The sequence below is a fragment of the Paucidesulfovibrio gracilis DSM 16080 genome (assembly GCF_900167125.1).
Taxonomy (GTDB): Bacteria; Desulfobacterota; Desulfovibrionia; order Desulfovibrionales; family Desulfovibrionaceae; genus Paucidesulfovibrio; species Paucidesulfovibrio gracilis.
On sequence record NZ_FUYC01000012.1, the window covers coordinates 19,489 to 37,299 of the forward strand.

Annotated in this window: 18 protein-coding genes and 1 riboswitch; of the genes, 5 read left to right on the plus strand and 13 right to left on the minus strand. The window is 61.2% G+C overall.

Features of this window, described 5'->3' with window-relative positions:
- Nucleotides 1-11 precede the first annotated feature (11 nt).
- A complete protein-coding gene (locus B5D49_RS11040) occupies nucleotides 12-1,172 on the minus strand; it encodes a (Fe-S)-binding protein (protein WP_159447211.1) in 1,161 nt (386 codons plus the stop codon).
- Between the two features lie 134 nt (nucleotides 1,173-1,306).
- Here B5D49_RS11040 and B5D49_RS11045 point away from each other — a divergent pair, with 134 nt between their 5' ends.
- The 4 genes from B5D49_RS11045 (at nucleotide 1,307) to B5D49_RS11060 (ending at nucleotide 5,108) form a co-directional block, all read left to right on the plus strand.
- Nucleotides 1,307-2,182, plus strand: a complete 876-nt coding sequence (locus B5D49_RS11045; RefSeq protein WP_159447212.1) for a TRAP transporter TatT component family protein — start codon at nucleotides 1,307-1,309, stop codon at nucleotides 2,180-2,182.
- Nucleotides 2,183-2,274: 92 nt separating this feature from the next.
- Nucleotides 2,275-3,270 carry a TRAP transporter substrate-binding protein DctP gene (gene dctP, locus B5D49_RS11050; protein ID WP_078717763.1) on the plus strand — a complete coding sequence of 332 codons (996 nt, stop codon included), beginning with the start codon at nucleotides 2,275-2,277 and terminating at the stop codon, nucleotides 3,268-3,270.
- A gap of 9 nt (nucleotides 3,271-3,279) precedes the next feature.
- Nucleotides 3,280-3,852, plus strand: a complete 573-nt coding sequence (locus tag B5D49_RS11055) for a TRAP transporter small permease (protein WP_200806798.1) — start codon at nucleotides 3,280-3,282, stop codon at nucleotides 3,850-3,852.
- Entirely contained in the window at nucleotides 3,849-5,108 is a 1,260-nt protein-coding gene (locus B5D49_RS11060; RefSeq protein ID WP_078717764.1) for a TRAP transporter large permease, read from the plus strand. The genes B5D49_RS11055 and B5D49_RS11060 overlap by 4 nt, the downstream gene beginning before the upstream one ends.
- 95 nt (nucleotides 5,109-5,203) lie before the next feature.
- On the opposite strand, the gene B5D49_RS11065 is transcribed toward B5D49_RS11060, so the two are convergent.
- The 11 genes from B5D49_RS11065 to ffh form a co-directional block, all read right to left on the minus strand.
- Entirely contained in the window at nucleotides 5,204-5,569 is a 366-nt protein-coding gene (locus tag B5D49_RS11065) for a hypothetical protein (RefSeq protein ID WP_078717765.1), read from the minus strand.
- A gap of 280 nt (nucleotides 5,570-5,849) precedes the next feature.
- Nucleotides 5,850-7,370, minus strand: a complete 1,521-nt coding sequence (locus B5D49_RS11070; protein ID WP_234990708.1) for a sensor domain-containing diguanylate cyclase — start codon at nucleotides 7,368-7,370, stop codon at nucleotides 5,850-5,852.
- Between the two features lie 332 nt (nucleotides 7,371-7,702).
- The gene (locus B5D49_RS11075; protein WP_078717767.1) at nucleotides 7,703-8,332 is read right to left on the minus strand and encodes a VPLPA-CTERM sorting domain-containing protein; all 630 of its coding nucleotides are present in this window, start codon (nucleotides 8,330-8,332) and stop codon (nucleotides 7,703-7,705) included.
- 137 nt (nucleotides 8,333-8,469) lie between these two features.
- Nucleotides 8,470-8,868, minus strand: coding sequence for a YraN family protein (locus B5D49_RS11080; protein WP_078717768.1), 399 nt, complete (start codon nucleotides 8,866-8,868; stop codon nucleotides 8,470-8,472).
- On the minus strand, nucleotides 8,865-9,515 hold the full coding sequence (locus tag B5D49_RS11085; protein ID WP_078717769.1) for a ribonuclease HII: 651 nt from the start codon (nucleotides 9,513-9,515) through the stop codon (nucleotides 8,865-8,867). The genes B5D49_RS11080 and B5D49_RS11085 overlap by 4 nt, the downstream gene beginning before the upstream one ends.
- 156 nt (nucleotides 9,516-9,671) lie before the next feature.
- The gene (gene rplS / locus B5D49_RS11090; protein WP_078717770.1) at nucleotides 9,672-10,022 is read right to left on the minus strand and encodes a 50S ribosomal protein L19; all 351 of its coding nucleotides are present in this window, start codon (nucleotides 10,020-10,022) and stop codon (nucleotides 9,672-9,674) included.
- Between the two features lie 29 nt (nucleotides 10,023-10,051).
- Entirely contained in the window at nucleotides 10,052-11,338 is a 1,287-nt protein-coding gene (gene trmD, locus B5D49_RS11095; protein WP_078717771.1) for a tRNA (guanosine(37)-N1)-methyltransferase TrmD, read from the minus strand.
- Between the two features lie 51 nt (nucleotides 11,339-11,389).
- Entirely contained in the window at nucleotides 11,390-11,959 is a 570-nt protein-coding gene (gene rimM, locus B5D49_RS11100) for a ribosome maturation factor RimM (protein ID WP_078717772.1), read from the minus strand.
- A gap of 27 nt (nucleotides 11,960-11,986) precedes the next feature.
- Nucleotides 11,987-12,220, minus strand: a complete 234-nt coding sequence (locus B5D49_RS11105) for a KH domain-containing protein (protein ID WP_078717773.1) — start codon at nucleotides 12,218-12,220, stop codon at nucleotides 11,987-11,989.
- 90 nt (nucleotides 12,221-12,310) lie between these two features.
- Nucleotides 12,311-12,550, minus strand: coding sequence for a 30S ribosomal protein S16 (gene rpsP, locus B5D49_RS11110; protein ID WP_078717774.1), 240 nt, complete (start codon nucleotides 12,548-12,550; stop codon nucleotides 12,311-12,313).
- An 85-nt stretch (nucleotides 12,551-12,635) separates the two neighbouring features.
- On the minus strand, nucleotides 12,636-14,168 hold the full coding sequence (gene ffh / locus B5D49_RS11115) for a signal recognition particle protein (protein ID WP_078717775.1): 1,533 nt from the start codon (nucleotides 14,166-14,168) through the stop codon (nucleotides 12,636-12,638).
- A 215-nt stretch (nucleotides 14,169-14,383) separates the two neighbouring features.
- Nucleotides 14,384-14,483, plus strand: a riboswitch (SAM riboswitch).
- Nucleotides 14,484-14,682: 199 nt separating this feature from the next.
- On the opposite strand from ffh, the gene B5D49_RS11120 reads away from it, so the two are divergent.
- Nucleotides 14,683-15,132, plus strand: a complete 450-nt coding sequence (locus B5D49_RS11120; RefSeq protein WP_078717776.1) for a hypothetical protein — start codon at nucleotides 14,683-14,685, stop codon at nucleotides 15,130-15,132.
- A gap of 359 nt (nucleotides 15,133-15,491) precedes the next feature.
- On the opposite strand, the gene B5D49_RS11125 is transcribed toward B5D49_RS11120, so the two are convergent.
- The gene (locus tag B5D49_RS11125; protein WP_078717777.1) at nucleotides 15,492-17,750 is read right to left on the minus strand and encodes a methyl-accepting chemotaxis protein; all 2,259 of its coding nucleotides are present in this window, start codon (nucleotides 17,748-17,750) and stop codon (nucleotides 15,492-15,494) included.
- Between the last annotated feature and the right edge of the window lie 61 nt (nucleotides 17,751-17,811).

Below are 17,811 nucleotides of genomic sequence, written 5' to 3' on the forward strand. Positions count from 1 at the left end.
GGCATTTTGCATCAGGCGTACTTCCGGGCGGCGCAGCGCTTCAGGCGCAACCGGTTGAGATAGCCCTCAAGCACGCCCACGGGCCGGGCTGACTCAGCTTGAGCGCCGTCCAGCAGAATGTCCAGCACATGCCGCGTGGGAGCATGCGGAGCCAGCCGTTGCAGGCATCCGGCGCAATACACGGCCAGATCGCGGCCCTTGGCCTCGTCCAGCCGGGTGCGCAGCCATTCGTCCGCCAGCTCGGGCCGGGCCTCGGCCAGGCCGCCGCCCCTCCCGCAACACAAGGCCTTGTGGTGGGCGTGGCGCATTTCCGACACGGAACAGCCGTGGTTCCAGAGCAGGGTCCGCACATCCTGGTGCACGTTTTTTTCACCCCGCAGCACGCAGGGATCATGCACCGCGGTCTTGATCCGTTCCAGCCCGGGTCCGGGTTCGGGATCCACCTCGGCCAGCACATCGTACACGGTACGGATGGTCAGCGAGGATGCAAACCGGGTCAGGGCGCTGTAACAATCGGGACAGGCCACAAGGAGTTCCTCTATCCCGGCGCGCTCCAACCGCTCCAGCAGATCGCGGCCGTTGGCCTGGAAAACATCCTGCTGTCCCAGCATGAGCGACGATTTGGCGCAGCAATGCAGCACGAACCCGGTGTCCGGGTCCAGCTCGCACAGCCGTTCCAGGGTGCGCCAGGTGGTTTCCGGACGGGCGGCGGGCAGGGCGCATCCCGGAAAAAAAACACGGCGCGCCCCCTTGGGAATACCAAAAAAGGAAAACGTCCGGCTCAGGCCCACGCGTTCGTGCCGCAAAAGACGCGCATAGGGGTGCAAACGCTCCGGTTCGCGCGCGGCAGCCTGCTCCCGCAATGCCTGAAACAGGGCATGGGGCTGCAAGCCCCGCACCGGGCAAAGCTGGGTACACAGACCGCACAAGGTGCATTCAAAGGCCGCATCCCCGGCCCGGGCCGGGTCCAATTCCCCGGAGAGCAAGGCGCGGGCAAAATCGCCGGGCATGCCCCATCGCTTAAGCAGCGGGCATTCCTTTTCGCACATTTTGCAGCGCTTGCACTGCCCGTCCATGTCCTGGGCCAATTGGCGCACGTTTTGGTCAAGCTCTTCCAGGGCCGTATTTTCTGCCGTGTCCGGCGCGGTCCCCGCCATTTCTTTGTTTTGCACACTTTTCGTCATCCCCATAGGCTACTCACAACATGCGGAAATGGCAAGAAATCCACAACTCACTTCAAAGCGGTTCCACCCACTGTTTTTTTTTGCTATATCCCCCATTCGCAAACACGTGCAACGAGAGGGTCATGAAACATCGTCGACTTGCCTTTTTGACCGTAATCCTTGTCTTGAGCGGACTCACGCTTTCGGGCTGCGGCGCGCTCATGCGTTCGGCCACGGGTCCGGTCATGGACAATCTGGCCCTTTCCATCAAAAAACAACAAGATTTAGAGACCGTGCGCCAGGGCATTCCCTCGTATCTCCTGTTCATGGACGCCTTGGTTCAAGGTTCGCCGCAGGACGAGGACACCCTGACCTCCGCCTCCACCCTGCTCACGGCCTATGCCGTGGCCTTTACCCTGGATGACCAGCCCGACCGCGCCCGGATCATGACTGCCAAGGCCAAGGATTACGCCATTCGCGCCCTGGCCGAACGCAGTGACGAATTCGCCCGGCTTTGGGACAAGCCCGCCGCGGAATTCGGGACCGTTGCGGCAGATCTGGACCGGGATGACGTAAAATACCTGCATGCCGCCATCACGGCCTGGGGTGCCTACATCAAGGCCCGGCCCGGCTCCTGGGCGGACATTGCGGACGTACCCAAACTCCAGGCACTGGCCGAGCGGCTGCTTGAGCTGGATGAAACCCACGCCCACGGCGCGCCGCACGCCCTCATGGGCGTGCTCTACACCCTGCTCCCGCCTGCGTATGGCGGCAAACCCGAACTTGCCCGCGAACACTTTGAACGCGCCCTGGAAATTTCCCACCGCGCCGACCTGCTCACCATGGTCACCTACGCCAAGAACTACGCCCGCCCCCTGCGAAACCGCGAACTGCATGACAAGCTGCTTCAGGAAGTGCTCGACGCCCCGGTGGACGCCGTGCCCGAGCTGACCCTGCAAAATGCCCTGGCCAAGCAGCAAGCCGCCCAGCTCCAGGCCGAGGCCGATGAATATTTTTAGCGGTCCGAGCGGTCCGGCACTTTCGGTCCGCGCATCGTCCGATCCAACCTGCCCGGGTCCGCTCTACGGATCCGCTCCATAAGGGAAACACCATGAAACATCGCCTCCTTTCCTACGCCGTTGTCGGCTTGGTCCTGGGTCTGCTTTGCGGCCCTGCCTCCGCGTTCACCCTGAAGGTCGCCACCCTGGCACCGGACGGTGCCACCGCCACCAACGCCCTGCGCGCGGCCGCCGATGAAGTGGAAACCGCCACGCAGGGACGCGTGAACGTCAAAATCTACTCCGGCGGCGTGATGGGGTCGGATGCCCAGGTCATGCGCAAACTGCGCGCAGGCCAGCTCCATGCCGCCACCCTGGGTGCCGGTTCCCTGGCCCACCTGGACTTCAACTTCTCCGTACTGGGCCTGCCCATGCTTGTGACCACCCCGGCCCAGGCCGACGCCGCGCGCGCCGCCGTGGAGCAGCAGCTCCTGGACCGCATGCACAAGCATCACCTCTACTGTACCGGGCTGATCGAAGTGGGCTTCATCCACATCATGGGCAACGTCCCCGTGACCAGCCCCCAGGACATGACCAAAACCAAACCCTGGCTGCCCGAGGGTTCCCGCATGGGCCAGGACATGTTCAGCGCCTTTGGCGTGACACCCATTCCCCTGCCCTTGCCTGACGTGCTCACGGGATTGCAGACCGGCGTGATCGACACCGTGGTATCCTCGCCCGTGGCCGCCCTGGCTCTGCAATGGTTCACGCGCATCAGCCGGATCACGGACGAACCGCTTCTCTACGCCTACGGAACCCTGGCCTTTTCCGACCGCGCCTTCAAGCGCCTCTCGGCCGAGGATCGCCAAACCGTGCAGGAAGTGTTCACCCGGCACATGGACCAGGTGGACAAGCAGGTACGCACGGAAAACAACGAGGCCATGCAGGTGCTGCTGGCCCAGGGCGTGCAGCTGGTAAGCGTGACCCCGGAAGGCCGGGAGCACTTTGCGGCCGAAGCCCGCAAACTCGTGGACCACTACCGCGACATCGGGGAGCTGGATGCGAAACTGCTGGAAACCGTGCGCAACGCCGTGCGCGACGCCGGGTAGGAGCGCGCTGTGGACATTCCCGATCCAACCAATCCGGCCGCGCCGCAACCGCCGCTCGTTACTGTAGAGCCGCCCCAACGCCGGGATCCGGCCGTGGTGCGCTGGCTGCTCGGCCTGGAAACCAGCGCCCTGGTGCTGGCGCTGACCGGCATGATCACCCTGGCCGTGCTGCAAATTTTTTTACGCAACGCGGCCCAGACCGGACTGGTTTGGATTGATCCGCTGCTGCGGCGGCTCGTGCTCTGGATCGCCTTGCTTGGCGCCATGGTGGCGGCCCGGGACCAAAACCACCTCTCCATCGACGTGCTCAACCACTTTCTGCCCCCGCGACTCACCGCGCTGAGCCGTACCCTGGCCTGGCTGTTCACGGGGCTGGTCTGCGCGGCCCTGGCACATTCCTCGGTCCTGTTTCTGCTGGATGAAATGGAATACGGCATGGAAGCCATGCAGGGCGTGCCGTCCTGGCCCTTTGCCCTGATCATGCCCCTGGCCTTTGCGGTCATGGGCCTGCGCTATCTGCTGGCCGGAACACGCCTCGGGCTGCAACTCCTGCGCGGCCATGTCACGGGAGTCCGCCCATGATCGGCAAAATCGTCCTTGGCCTGTTCGCCCTCATGGGTACCCCCTTGTTCGCCCTTATCGCGGCCACGGCCATTCTGGGGTTCATGGCCGACGGCCTGGATGCCTCCCTGGTGGCCATGGAAATCCACCGTCTGGTGGATACGCCCGTACTCGTTTCCATTCCGCTCTTCACCTTTGCCGGGGAACTCATGGCCCGGGCCAATACCTCGGAACGGCTGGTGGGCGTTTCCCGCGCCCTCCTCGGCTGGATGCCCGGGGGACTCGGCATCGTGACACTGCTCGTGTGCGCCGCGTTTACCGCGCTGACCGGCGCTTCCGGCGTGACCATCATCGCCCTGGGCGCCCTGCTCTACCCGTCCCTGACGCGGGAGGGCTACCCCGAGCGGTTCAGCCTGGGGCTGGTGACCACATCGGGCAGCCTGGGCCTGCTTTTCCCCCCGGCCATTCCCTTAATCCTGTTCGGCATCATCGCCCGGGAAGACATCAACAATCTCTTTCTCGCCGGCATCGTACCCGGCGCATTGATGATTCTGCTCCTGGCTCTGTGGTGCGTTCGCCAGGGATGGAAAAGCCGCCTCGAACTCACTCCGTTCCAGGCCGGTCCCCTGCTCCGCGCCGCACGAAAAGCCATTTGGGAGCTGCCGTTGCCGGTCATCGTGCTGGGGGGGATCTATTCCGGCTGGTTCGCCCTGGGCGAGGCCGCGGCTGTTACCGCCGCCTATGTGCTGGTGGTGGAAGTGCTCATCTACCGCGACGTTCCCTGGCGGGAACTGGGCAGAGTCATGCGCCGGAGCATGACCCTGGTGGGCGGCATCCTCATCATTCTGGCCGTTTCCCAGGCATCCACCAACCTGCTCATCGACCGGGAAATTCCGCAACGTCTGTTTGAGTTTGTGCAGGGCTGGTTCACCAGCAAATGGTCGTTCCTCATGGCGCTGAACCTGTTTCTGCTCATGCTGGGTGCTGTGCTGGATATCTTTTCCGCCACTGTGCTGGTGGTTCCCCTGCTGCTGCCCATCGCCGCGGGGTATGGCGTGCATCCCGTTCACCTGGGCGTCATCTTCCTGGCCAACATGGAAATCGGCTACTGTACGCCGCCTGTGGGCCTGAACCTGTTCATTGCCAGCTACCGCTTCAAGCAGCCCATCCTGCACACCTGCCGCGCCTCGCTGCCGTTTCTGGCAATTTTGGCGGTGGTGGTGCTTCTTGTCACGTATGTCCCGGCGCTCTCGCTCTGGCTGCCCGGGCTTCTTTAGCCTAGCAATGCGGAGCAAAACAGGACACCCTGATAAAAAAAACCGCCCCGGACCACAAAGCCCGGGGCAGTTTCCTTTTGGGTGCGTCCCCTTGCTCAGGGGACCAATTCATACGAAAACGTGCCGTACGCTCCGGGCTTGCCGCCCACCGCGAACCGATACACTCCGGGCGGAAGCTGGGTCAGCGGATTGCCGTTGGCGTCCTTCATATCCACGCCCTGGGTCACGGAATACACGCTGCACAACTTGTCCGAAGTCCACCCCGATGCGGGATCGGTGCGGAAGCATTTCAGGTTCATGGCTGTCTTGCCCGCAGGCACCTCAAACTCCCCGGGAACAAGTTTCGCATGGATCGCCCCGGAGCCATGGGCCACACTGGCCCGCACCGAATACCGCTGCCCGGCCCACGAAGTACCGACCAGCAGCACAACCAATGCCAAGCCTAACAAAATCCCTCGCATGTTCGCCCTCCTGGTAGGATAGACACTCCCACACAACATCCCTACCACACCAGCAGGCCCACCGCATCTATATTTTTGCTTCAAACGCAAGAAAGGGCGCGAGGAGTTGACGCGCCCTTTCTAAAGGAATGGAGGAATGGCTATGGCCTTATGCTTTTGGGTCTGTTTTCGCCGCGTTCGGGACAACCGGCAAGAAACCCTAAAAACAAAACTCGGACAGGCCACTCGTCCTGCACTGGTTTCTACCAGTCTATCACAAGAAAAACTTTTTGGTAAAGACTTATTCTATATTTTTATTCTGACCGGCATCCGCCGCGCCGCCCCCGGCATCCCCGGCTTGGTCCGCCTTGTCACTACGTGCCAGGCCCACGGCGTTTCGTCCGGAGTTTTTAACCAAATATAACGCGTCATCCGCCCTGCAGGTCAAGCTGTCCAGGGTATCGCCATCCCGATATTCCGCAACCCCGGCACTGAGCGTCAACGTGCTGCCGTCGGCTCCCTGAAGCTGGGCGCGCTCCACGGCACTGCGAATGCGCTCGGCCATGCCTCCGGTTTGCTTCAGCCCGCTCTCGGCCAAGACCATAAACTCGTCGCCGCCCCAGCGTGCCACCAGATCCATGGGCCGGATATACTTGCTGATCAGCTTTGCCACCGAGCACAAAACCCGATCGCCCTCCAGATGGCCTGAACGGTCGTTCACAAGTTTGAACCCGTCCAGATCAATCAACATGATGGAAAAAGACGTACCGTCCCTTTCATGCCTGGCCCGGGCCTGTTCAAACTGCTCGTCCAGCCGACGCCGGTTCGCCACCCCGGTCAGTTCGTCGGTCACGGCCATACGCTCCAGCCGCTTTTGAAAATGATCCACCGCAAAGACACTGACCAGGATCACCAAAATCGTCGCCAACAGGCCGCCGCCCAGCGTCCGGGCAAGGTTGCCCCGCACTGTGGAAAGCACCGCGTCTTCATCCTGTTCAACCAACAAGAACCAATCCAGCTCCGGCACATAACTGGCCGTAAGCAGCACCCGCCCATGCGAACTGTCATATTCATAGTTGCGCGGCGCCCCCTGATTGGAAAGAATCTCGTCGGCAATGGAACGAATCCCTTCGGTTTCACGAATATTCATCCGCTCCACCAGGGACAAATTTGAATGGGCCTGCACCAGCCCGCGTCCATCCACCATGTACACCCGGCGGTCATACTTTTCCTGCGTCTCGCGCAACAGTTCCGCCACATGGTCCATGCGGACACCAACGCCCGTAACGCCCAAAAGACGCCCGTCGTAATCCTCAAGCCGGTGGTTCATGAAAATGGTCAGGATGCCGCCCGTAACCTCGTCCGTGTCCACGTCGAGCTGGTAATCCAGGCCCGTACCCAAAAATTTGTAGTACCAGACGTCGTGGTCGTCTTCAGGACTGATGCGCTTTTGCACCCCTTCGTAATGATAATAGCGGTTCGTCTTGTCAGAAACAAAAAACACGGAAAAAAAATCATACCTGTCACGAATATCCTGCAAATACTGGACGATCGCTTGCTGGTCCCGCTCCCCGTCCCTGGCCCAGGTTCGCAAAAACGCATCGTTGGCCATGGTGCTGGAAACCAAAATAGGCTGAATCAGGCTGCCGTGAATCGCAGAATAGATGTTCTCACGAATGAGCGGCAACGACGAGGTCATGATCTCGTGCCGCACGGACTTGCGAGACGTCTGATAGTTCACCACGCTCAATACCACAAACGCCGTGAGCAAAATCAAACTAAGCGCCAAAATCAATTTGGCCCGGATAGTTAATCCCCGCACTTGCCCTCTCTTCCTTCTCGGTGGCCGATGATTTCGAGGGGTACCCCTTTTTGCAGAAAGGGGGTTCCCCTCAAGCTCCCCTTCCCAAAGACCGTTCCCTACTCGCGGCTGACGCCGCTCGGAATGGTCGCACCCCCCTGCAAAACCGTTTGCACATAGAGCGCCCCATAACATCCCGACCGCGCAAAGCGCGGGAGGTAAACGGGATTCCAAAGGGCCATCGACCCTTTGGCCGCCGGAGGCTTCTTTAAAAAGACCTTCCCATTGGCCATCCGTGCAAAAAAAAGCCCTCTACTTCGTAGAGGGCATCATGTCATTTTTTTTTTCAGCCGTCATCCACGACGACGATGCCGAAGGCCGATAAGACCGATAAGTCCACCCCCCAGCAGCCAGATTCCTGCGGGAAGCGGCGTGGCATAATTCGCCACCACACCGTCGAGGTCAAAACCGTCTCCGCTTCCGGTAAAGCCGAAATCCCGGCTCACATCGCGCACGAGAATGGCGCTGGTTCCGGTAATCAGTCCGTCGAAATCAAAGCTGCCATCTTGTTGGGCATAGCCAAGGCGCACCCAACCGGGATCGCCATAGGCCTGGCCGGAATAATTACCCTGAAACGCCCACACTTCGGCGGTTTCCGGGTAGGCAGCCCAGTTATCGGTCCCGCCGCCCCAGGAGGTCTCAAAGACCTGCAGGTCGGCTCCGGCTCCATTGATGATCGGGTTGGCAAAGTTCAGGACAATGCTCCCGCCGAATCCCAAGGAGGTGAAGTTGTAGTTGCCGGACTGATCGTCCCCTGCCGGGTCGTACACCAGGGCGTTGTTGGGATCGATCCGCAACGCATCTGAGACGCCCACGGGAGAGTACGAACTGAAGCCAACCGGCATAACGGCGGCCATGGCGGATCCGGCAAACAGAACAACTGCCAATGCCATAATAAAATTGGTGAATATATTCCTCGTCATGATGTCCCCCCTTGCTTTCAAAACTATTATTTTCAATAATAGTTATCATTTCTATTTTATGCAAGTGTTTTCTACCAAAAAAGTCTACTTTTTTGTCTGACCGATCCGTTGAGGTATGGTGTGCTGTGGATGGGCAGTTACCAGTTCTGGCTGTTGAACGCTGTATCGTCCAAAGTGAACGCATTCTTAAGGTGGTCCACGGAAAAGGAACCATCCACGGGTGTGACCGAGAGCAGGTCAAAACGGCAGGGACTTTCCCAAAGGTCATGCTCGGAAAGATACAGGCAGGCAGCCCGTGCCAGGGAGGACCGCTTGGCCCGGGTCAAGGCCTGGCCTGGAACGCCACGGGCGTTGGGCGAACGCGTTTTGACCTCGGCAAAGACCAGGGTCTTTTGATCACGGCAGACAATGTCCAATTCCAGGCCGCGGCTTCGCCAGTTGCGATGCAGAATGCGCATGCCCTGGCCGCGCAGGTAGCGGGCGGCCGCATCCTCACCGGAGCGGCCAAGCAGGAGATGCCGTGCCGTAAAACTCATAGGCCGGGAAGTCCGAACTGGCGTTGGGGTTCCGGCTCCGCACGCACTCCACGAAAGGTACGCCGATGCATGCGACACGGACCGAGTTCCTGAATGGCCTGAAAATGCGGCTTGGCCCCATACCCTTTGTGCTCGGCAAAGCCGTAGCCGGGATAGCGTCGATCCATGGCGACCATGAACCGGTCGCGCCAGACCTTGGCCAGCACGGATGCGGCAGAGATATTCGGGAAACGGGCGTCCCCCTTGATCTCGAACCGCTGTGGCAGTGGGTCAAGCCCTGCCGCGGCCAGGGCGTGGCCGGGAATCGTCTTGTTGCCGTCCACCAGCAGCAGCCGGGCGGGTCGGCGCATGGCGGCCACGGCCCGGGCCATGGCCAAAAACGTGGCCTGGAGGATATTCAGCTCGTCGATTTCCCAAGGCCAGGCCAAGCCGATACCAAAGGCCAGCGCCTCGCGGCGCACCAATGGATAAAGGACTTCTCTTTTTTTTTCGGACAGGGCTTTGGAATCGGTGAGTCCGGGCAGGTCGGCGGAATCCGGCAGCATAGCGGCTCCGGCCACCACAGGCCCGGCCAGGCAGCCGCGACCGGCCTCGTCCACGCCGGCCACCACCTCCAAGGGAAGGGAATCATAGAGAAGCGCGTTCATCCATTCCTCGTCCGTCCATTGAGCAGACTGCAGAGGGCGGGTGTCCCCCGCACCATGCAAAAGCACCAAAAACGCAAGCCCCGTCCTGCATTTCGTGTACAGGAGCGGGGGTTGCGCTCTTGGGCGTCCTGTCCGCAAGCGGGGACCGGAGTCCGGTTACTCCCAAATCTGCTTGGACTTGATGCGGGCGGCCTTACCGCGCAGGCCGCGCAGGTAGTAGATGCGGCTGCGGCGGACCTTGCCTTCGGAAACCACCTCCACGCGCTCGATGTAGGGCGAGTGCATGGGGAACACACGCTCCACGCCGATGCCGTCGGACACCTTGCGCACGGTGAAGGTGGAATCGGTGGTACCGCGGCGCACGCGAAGCACCGCACCCTGGAAGACCTGGATGCGCTCTTTTTCGCCCTCGATGATACGCAGGTGCACCTTGACGGTGTCACCAGCCTTGAACGCGGGCACGTCCAGGCGCATGTGCTCCTGTTCGATCTTTTTGATGATTTCCATGTTTCCTGCTCCTTCAATCAATATTTTGCTCAGTACACGTCCCCCAGGATGCGGTCCACCGTAATGGCGACCGCGGACCTGACGGACAGGTGGTTGTAGTCGTCCAGGCAGCGGAGGGGACGCAACATTTCCGCCCCTTCGAGCGCCTGCGGCGCAAGGCCCGATCCTGTTCCAAAGACCAGCAGCACAGGCTCCTGGTCCAGCATGCGGCGCACCGCCTCCGGCGTCAACATGGGACCGCCCTTGGGGTCGATCCGTGCGGACGTGGCCACGATGCGCGGGCGTTGCCCGGTGCGCTCCTCCACGTGGGCCACGGCCTCGGAAAGATCCGAGACCACCCGCGCCTGACGCATGGCCTCGGCACGGTCCGGGTTGGCCTTTCCGCCAGCTCCGCCGGTCCAGTGACGCAGCAGATTGGCGGCCAGTTCCCGCTGGTCCTCGATGGGTGTGGCCAAAAGCAGGCCGCCCAATGCGTAGGAGCGGGAAACGCGGGACATATCGTGTATGTCGAGATTTGTCAAAGACACGGCCACGGTGTCCCCAAATTTATTCAGCACTGGATAGTGCACCAGGGCGAGGTGCAAATTCCGCCCGCAAGTGGCGCGTGGCGCGGATTTCAGGGTATCCACGTCCTTGGGTTCCAGGGGGGCGGACGCCAGCAGTTCCGGCCGATGGCGCAAGGTGTTCAATACAGATTGTTCGCGCCGCCAGGAGGCCACCTTGCCGTGGTCGCCGGAAAGCAGCACGGCCGGTGCCGCATGCCCTTCAAAGACATCCGGCCGGGTGTAGTGCGGATACTCCAGAAGCCCTGAAGAAAAACTTTCCTCTTCCAGGGATTCTTCCTTGTGCATGAACTCGGGCAACAGCCGGGAAACCGCCTCCACCACGCATTGGGCCGCGGCTTCGCCGCCGTTGAGCACGGCGTCGCCCACATTGACCAGCTCCACGGGGAAAAGATCCAGAATACGTTCGTCAATGCCTTCGTACCGGCCACAGATCAGGGTCAGCGCCTCTTCCTGCGCCAATTCCCCGGCATATTCCTGGGTCAGCCTGCGCCCTCTCGGGGAGAGCATGAGCATGCGGCCGGGCCGCTTGAGCGCCCGCAGGGTCTTGGTCAAGGGATCGGGCAGCATGACCAGCCCGGCTCCGCCGCCGTAGGGCTTGTCGTCCACGGTCTGGTGCCGGTCCGTTGTTTGGCTGCGCGGAGAAACACGCTCAAACGTGACCAATCCCTTATCCACGGCCTTGCCCAGCAAGCCCACGGAAAGAGCCGAGTCAAAAAACTCGGGAAAAATGGTCACGATATTGAAATGCACGGTATTCCTCGTTGCGGCGCCGGAGGGCGAAACGCATTGGTTGCGGGAAGGCTACTCGTCTTTTTGAGCGGAACGCGGCGCCAGGTAGAGTTCCACCAGCCCTTCGGGCGGCTGCACGGTGATGATGCCGGATTCCAGGTCAATATCGTCCACAAAGGCATCCACGGCAGGGAGCAGAATTTCCCGGCCCGAGGGATGGATCACCACCCAGGTAATCTGCCCCGGTGCCTCAAAAAACCGTTCCAGCACGCCTAATTCCGTGCCGTCAGCCTGCTGCACGGTCAGCCCCAGCAGGTCGCGCAGGTAAAAATCCCCATCGTCCAATTCCGGCAACTGCGACTCAGGCACGTACAGTTCCGCGCCACGCAACAATTCCGCGGCATTCCTGTCGTCCACGCCCTGAAGCGTAAGCAGGAGCCGTCCCTTGTGCTGACGTACGGTGCGGATGCTGAGGCGGGTGTTTTTTTTGCGCGGCTGCCCTAGGAACACGATTTGCCCCCGCTGAAACAATTCGGGGGAGTCCGCGTAGTGCTCCACGCAGACTTCCCCGCGAATTCCATGCGGCTTGACAACCGTGCCCACCAGGACCATTCCGCGTCCCGCTTCGTTGCGGTCGCTCATGGTTGCGCTGGGCTTTTCCGTGATTGGCTACTCGAGGATTTCCAGCACGGCGCGTTTTTTCGCCTTGGTGGAAACCGCTCCCAAGAGGGTGCGCATGGCACGGGCCGTGCGTCCCTGCTTGCCGATGACCTTACCGAGATCCGCCTTGGCCACCTTGAGTTCAATCACGGATGTCTGCTCGCCTTCGATTTCCGAGACCTCGACCTCATCAGGATAATCCACCAACGACTTGGCGATGTACTCGATCATCTCTCTCAGCATGACTCCACCTCCGCTCTCGGCTGATAAGGAATGGGCGCATTCATTGGGGGAGGCGAAATCCGGCCTGGGCGGGCGCGTCATTCGGCGCGGCTAGTCGGCCTGCTTGTTGAGCAGGGACCGAACCGTGTCCGAAGGTTTGGCGCCGTCGGCCAGCCACTTGTCCAGCTTTTCGCGATCAATTTTGATCTCGGCAGGCTCGGTCATGGGATTGTAGTAGCCCAGGTATTCCAGGGGGCGTCCGTCGCGACGGGTAGCCGTATTGGTTGCCACGATGCGGTAGAAGGGACGCTTTTTGGAACCCATCCGAGTCAGTCTGATAGTAAGAGCCATTCGTCTTTACCCCCAATTATTCCTAGATATGTTGTTGTCACAAAAAAATCAATACCGACTGCCCCATTTCGAGGCAAATATAACATCACCGCTTTTTGCGCTGTTTCTTCTTTTGTTTCTTGGCGAGTTTCTTTTTCTTGCGGTCCGCGGCCACGCGCTTGGCGGATCGGCCGGCTCCGGGAGCCGGTGCCTCGCCGCCCATGCCGTCCATTCCCGGCATACCGGGCATTCCCGGCATCCCCATTCCGGGCATGCCGCCCATGCCGTCCATGGGATCGGCCCCTTCGGGCAACTTGGGCATCTTGGGCAGCTTGCCTTTTTTCCCGCCCATCATTTTTTGCATCACCTTGCTCATCTGCTCAAAGTGCTTGATGAGCTTGTTCACATCCGCCACCTGCATGCCGCAGCCGCGCGCGATGCGCTCCTTGCGTCCGGCGTTGAGCAGCTTGGGCTGCCGCCGCTCCTGCAGGGTCATGGAATTGATGATGGCTTCCGTGCGGGCCAGTTCCTTTTCCGGCATCTGCACGTCCCCGAGCTGCTTGAGCATGCCGCCCATGCCCGGGATCATCTTCAGCAATCCTTCCATGGAGCCGAGCTTCTTGAGTCGGCGCATGTTGGTGCGGAAGTCCTCCAGATCGAACTGGGCCTTCTGCATCTTTTTGGCCATGCGCTCGGCGTCTTCCTCGTCAAAGGCGGTTTGGGCCTTTTCAATGAGGGTGAGCACGTCGCCCATGCCCAGGATGCGTGAGGCCACGCGATCCGGGTGAAAGAGTTCCATGTCCGTGAGCTTTTCGCCCAGGCCCACGAACTTGACGCTCTTGCCGGTGACGGATTTGATGGACAGGGCCGCGCCGCCGCGGGCATCGCCGTCCATCTTGGTCAGAACCACGCCGGAAATATCCAGACGCTCGTTGAAGCTCTCGGCCACGGTAACCGCGTCCTGCCCGGTCATGGCGTCGGCCACGAACAAAATTTCCTGCGGGGTGCAGGCTTCCTTGATGCCTGCCAGCTCCTGCATGAGCGGTTCATCCACATGCAGGCGGCCCGCGGTATCGAACAAAATCGCGTCGCACCCGGCTTCCGCGGCCTTTTCCATGGCGTCCCGACAGATGTCCACCGGATTCATTTCCGTAGTGGACGGATACACAGGCACGTCGATCTGGCCGGCCAGGGTCACGAGCTGGTCAATGGCCGCGGGGCGGTACACGTCCGCCGGGACCAGATAGGGCTTGAAGCCCTGGTCGCGCAGCCAGATGGCGATCTTACCCGAGGAGGTCGTCTTACCCGATCCCTGGAGACCCACCATCATGATCTTCAGCGGCCTGGCACCGGACGTATCCACGCCCTGCTGTTCGCCGCCGAGCAATTCCACCAGCTCTTCGTGAACGATCTTGACCACCTGCTGACCAGGATCAAGACCTTTGAGCACATCCTCGCCAAGGGCGCGGTCACGCACCTGATCGACAAACTGCTTGACCACCTTGAAGTTGACGTCGGCCTCGAGCAGGGCGAGACGAACCTCGCGCAGGCCCGCCTGGACATTGGACTCATCCAGGCGCTTTTGCCCCCTGATCTTCTGAAAGGCTCCGGTCAGTCGGTCTGACAGATTATCGAACAACGCGATCCCTCCAAACGGCTGCGTTCACAGTACTATTAGCTTCGTCCCCATTGAGGGACGCCCGGGCGCACGGAATATTTCAACGCACCCCCGACCCGTCAAGGCTGGACAAAGGGACTGTGTGTTAAAGGAGAACGTGCCGCAAGTCAAGAGCCGTGATTTGCCCCTTGACTCCCTTGGCGCACCCGGGTATGATTTTCGGCAGTTCTTTGCCTTTTTCATTCAGAGTGGCGAGAGAGATTCGGCTCCACGACCGCCACGGCAACCTGCCCCTCGGCAAGGTGCCCATGCCGACCCGCAAGGGAACGATGTGGGGGGATTCACCCCAAATCCAGCCACCTCTCCTTTTGTGAGAGGTTTTTTGTTTTCGGCGCGCCAGACAGCGCCCGAACACGGGATCGGCAGGATGAAAACGGCAGCCTGTGGGCGATTTGTAGCGATTGCGGCCCACGGTAAACAACAACGCTAAAGCGCTTGAGGGCGAAGCCGCCCTCCTCGCAAGGAGAACTTCCGCATGACCTTGAAACTGCTGGACCCCGCAAAACTGGTGAACACGCGAAGCCAGGCACTGGCGTTTGTGGACACACCCAACGGCAGGGTGCTCTCTTCCGGACCCGTGCGCCCCGTCAGCACGCCGGCCCGAGCCGGACGCACCGAAAAACCCGTTGTGAGCTTTCGGCTGGCAGCCTCGGACGCCGCCGAGTACCTGATCCGCGTCAACGGCCACGGACCGGCCTACCGTGTGGCCCGGACTCCGGCGCCCGGACGTCTGGCCCGCCGCGAAATCAATTTGCCCGCGGATCGCCCTGTGCTCCTGCTCCTGGAAGAACCCAGGGAATTTGAACCACAGGGACTGCATGCCCTTGCGGAACTGGTGGACGGCCTGGGCCGCCCCCCGATCCTGCACCCGGGAAGCGCGCTGGCCATGGTCGATCCCGAGCCGGACGATTCCGCCACGAAATAGCGGACGGGTTTCGCAGCACCAAGCAACCGCGCCAGACAACGGCACAGGTTGATTCCCATGGTCGAATGTCCCAGCAAGATGCGCTACCGGCCCTCGCGCTGCAACGCATCGGCGGGATTGCCGTTTGAGCCAAGGCTTTGGACCGCGGCTCCGGGACACCCGGCATTTTTTCCTCCATTATACCGTTTCACCTTCACCCCATAGGATGGGGCGGCCCCCCCAAAGGGACCGCCCCATGTTTTTCGGCGTCCGCTCCCGGCGGCGCCATGCCGTTCGCTTAGGAGACAGGCCGTCGTGCCCGAACGACCCGCCCGCGAACAGCGATTCCCTCGCGCCCTTCCCGGGCGCCCTCTTGACCGCTAATAGCGGCCAAATTCATCGTCATCCAAGGAGATGATCTCCTCGGGATTCACTGTATCCGTATCGACGCGGGAACCCGGCTCCGACTTGGGCGCGGCAGGCTTGGCCGCTTCCGCGCCCCAGATGCCGTTGGAAGCATCCCGGCTCCCCTGGCTCTGCTTGTTCCCCGACCCGGCCGCAGGCGCGGGCTTGGGCCGCGCTGTGCCGCCCTGACCACCGGAAGGGGGCAGGGACTGCGTCGGCCGCGCTGGCCTGACGCTCATCTTGCGCGGTGCGCCCTGTCCGGGCCGACCGTCGCCGGCCAGATGGAACTGCCCCACCAGTCGCCGCATTTCCACGGCCTGGCTGGAAAGCTCCTCTGCCGCGGATGCGGTTTCCTCCGCGTTGGCGGTATTTTGCTGGGTGACCTGATCAATCTGGCTCAAACCCTGGTTGATCTGGGTCACGCCCTTGGCCTGCTCATCGCTGGCCGCGGCGATTTCCGCCACGATATCCGCCACAGTGGTGATTTTTTCCACAATCTGCTGCAACGACTGCGCGGTTTGCGTGGCGATCTCGCTTCCGCTGCCCACCTTGGCCACGGACCCTTCGATGAGCTGGGCGGTTTCCTGTGCGGCTTTGGCGCTGCGCGAGGCCAGGTTGCGCACTTCCTCGGCAACCACGGCAAAGCCCTTGCCGTGCTTCCCGGCCCGGGCCGCTTCCACGGCCGCGTTCAGCGCCAGCAGATTGGTCTGGAAGGCGATCTCATCGATGACCTTAATAATTTTGCTGATGGCCTGGCTGGATTCGTTGATATCCTCCATGGCCGAAACCATGCTTCCCATTTCCCGATCCCCGGTCTGTGCCGCGTCACGCGCCTCGGAAGCCAGCCGACTGGCCTGGGACGCGTTGTCCGCGTTGGTCCGGGTCTGGGAACTGATCTCAGTGATGGAACTGGTGATCTCCTCCAGGGAGGACGCCTGTTCCGTAGCACCCTGGGAAAGCGCCTGGCTGGATTCGGACACCTGGCCGGATCCGTCCTGCACCTGGGCCGCGGCCGTGCCGATCTGCCCGATGATTTCATTGAGACGGCGCACCATGGTATCCAGCGCCCGCCCCAGCCGGTCCTTGTCCGAGCTGACGTCCACCCGGCGAGCCAGCTCACCCTGGGCAATGGCCTGGGCCAAGTCAGCCCTGGCGCGCTGAGCATCCACCATGGCCTGGAAACCACGGGCCAAATCCCCCATCTCGTCACGCTGCCGCAAACGATTTTCCGGCACGTCCTCGTCCACGTTGCCCTGGGCCAATTCCTTGAGGTAGTCCACGCATTCCCTGAGGACCGTGGTAATCTTGCCCACGGCATAAAAAACCACGAGCGCCACCAGCAGCAAGGTTACCAGGCCGCCCAGCAAGGCCAGATTGCGCACCTGCACCAGCGGAGCCATTATTTCGCCCAGAGGCGCGGTCACAGCAACGATCCAGCCGGAAATCGGCACTTCGTTGTAGCCCATGATCTTCCACTGGTTTTGTTGCTCGAACCAATATTTGTAGGAGCCGTTCTTTTCCCGCAATGCTGCCTTGCCGTACTCCGTGTCCGCGACATTCAGCTCCAGAATAAAACTGCGGTCCGGGTGGCCGATGACCGTGCCTGTCGAATCAAGCACAAAGGCGTATCCGGTCTTGCCGATCTTGACCTGCTCCGTAAATATCGACGTCATGCGGTCAATCTTGATTACTCCGCCCAGCACACCGAGAACTTCGCCGCTCTCGGAACGCACCGGCACAGCAATGACGAAAATGGGATTGCCGGACACCTTGCTCCGCAACGGCGGGGAAAGAGCGATCTGACCGTTTTTGGCGGTTTGAAAATACTCGCGGCTCCCCAACTCCAGCCCGATACGCTCCGGATCACCGGACGAAATCACGGTCCCGGTCATGTCCATCAGGTTCACGGACTCGTAATAGTCGAAATCCGTAACCTTGCCCGCAAGGTTGTTCATGGAGTTTTGCACTCCATTGAAACGCCCCTGCAAGGCGGCCGCGTGATCCCTATTCCTGGCCCAGTTGCGCAGATCGCTCTCCCGCCCCTGGATCCAATCCTGCATGGATCGGGACGCGGCCTCGGCCTCGCGCACGATACCGGACCGAATCTCCTCTTCCAGCAGTGTTGCCGATTGGGAGTAGACGAAAAACACCAGCCCCATGATCCCCAAAAAAACCATGCTGAGGATCGGAACCAGCAGCTTTCCTCGAACCTTCAGCCGAATGGACATTTTCATACCAACTCTCCCTCGCTTATTCTCACCAACGTCGCCCTTTGTGACGCTTTCATTCCGGTTT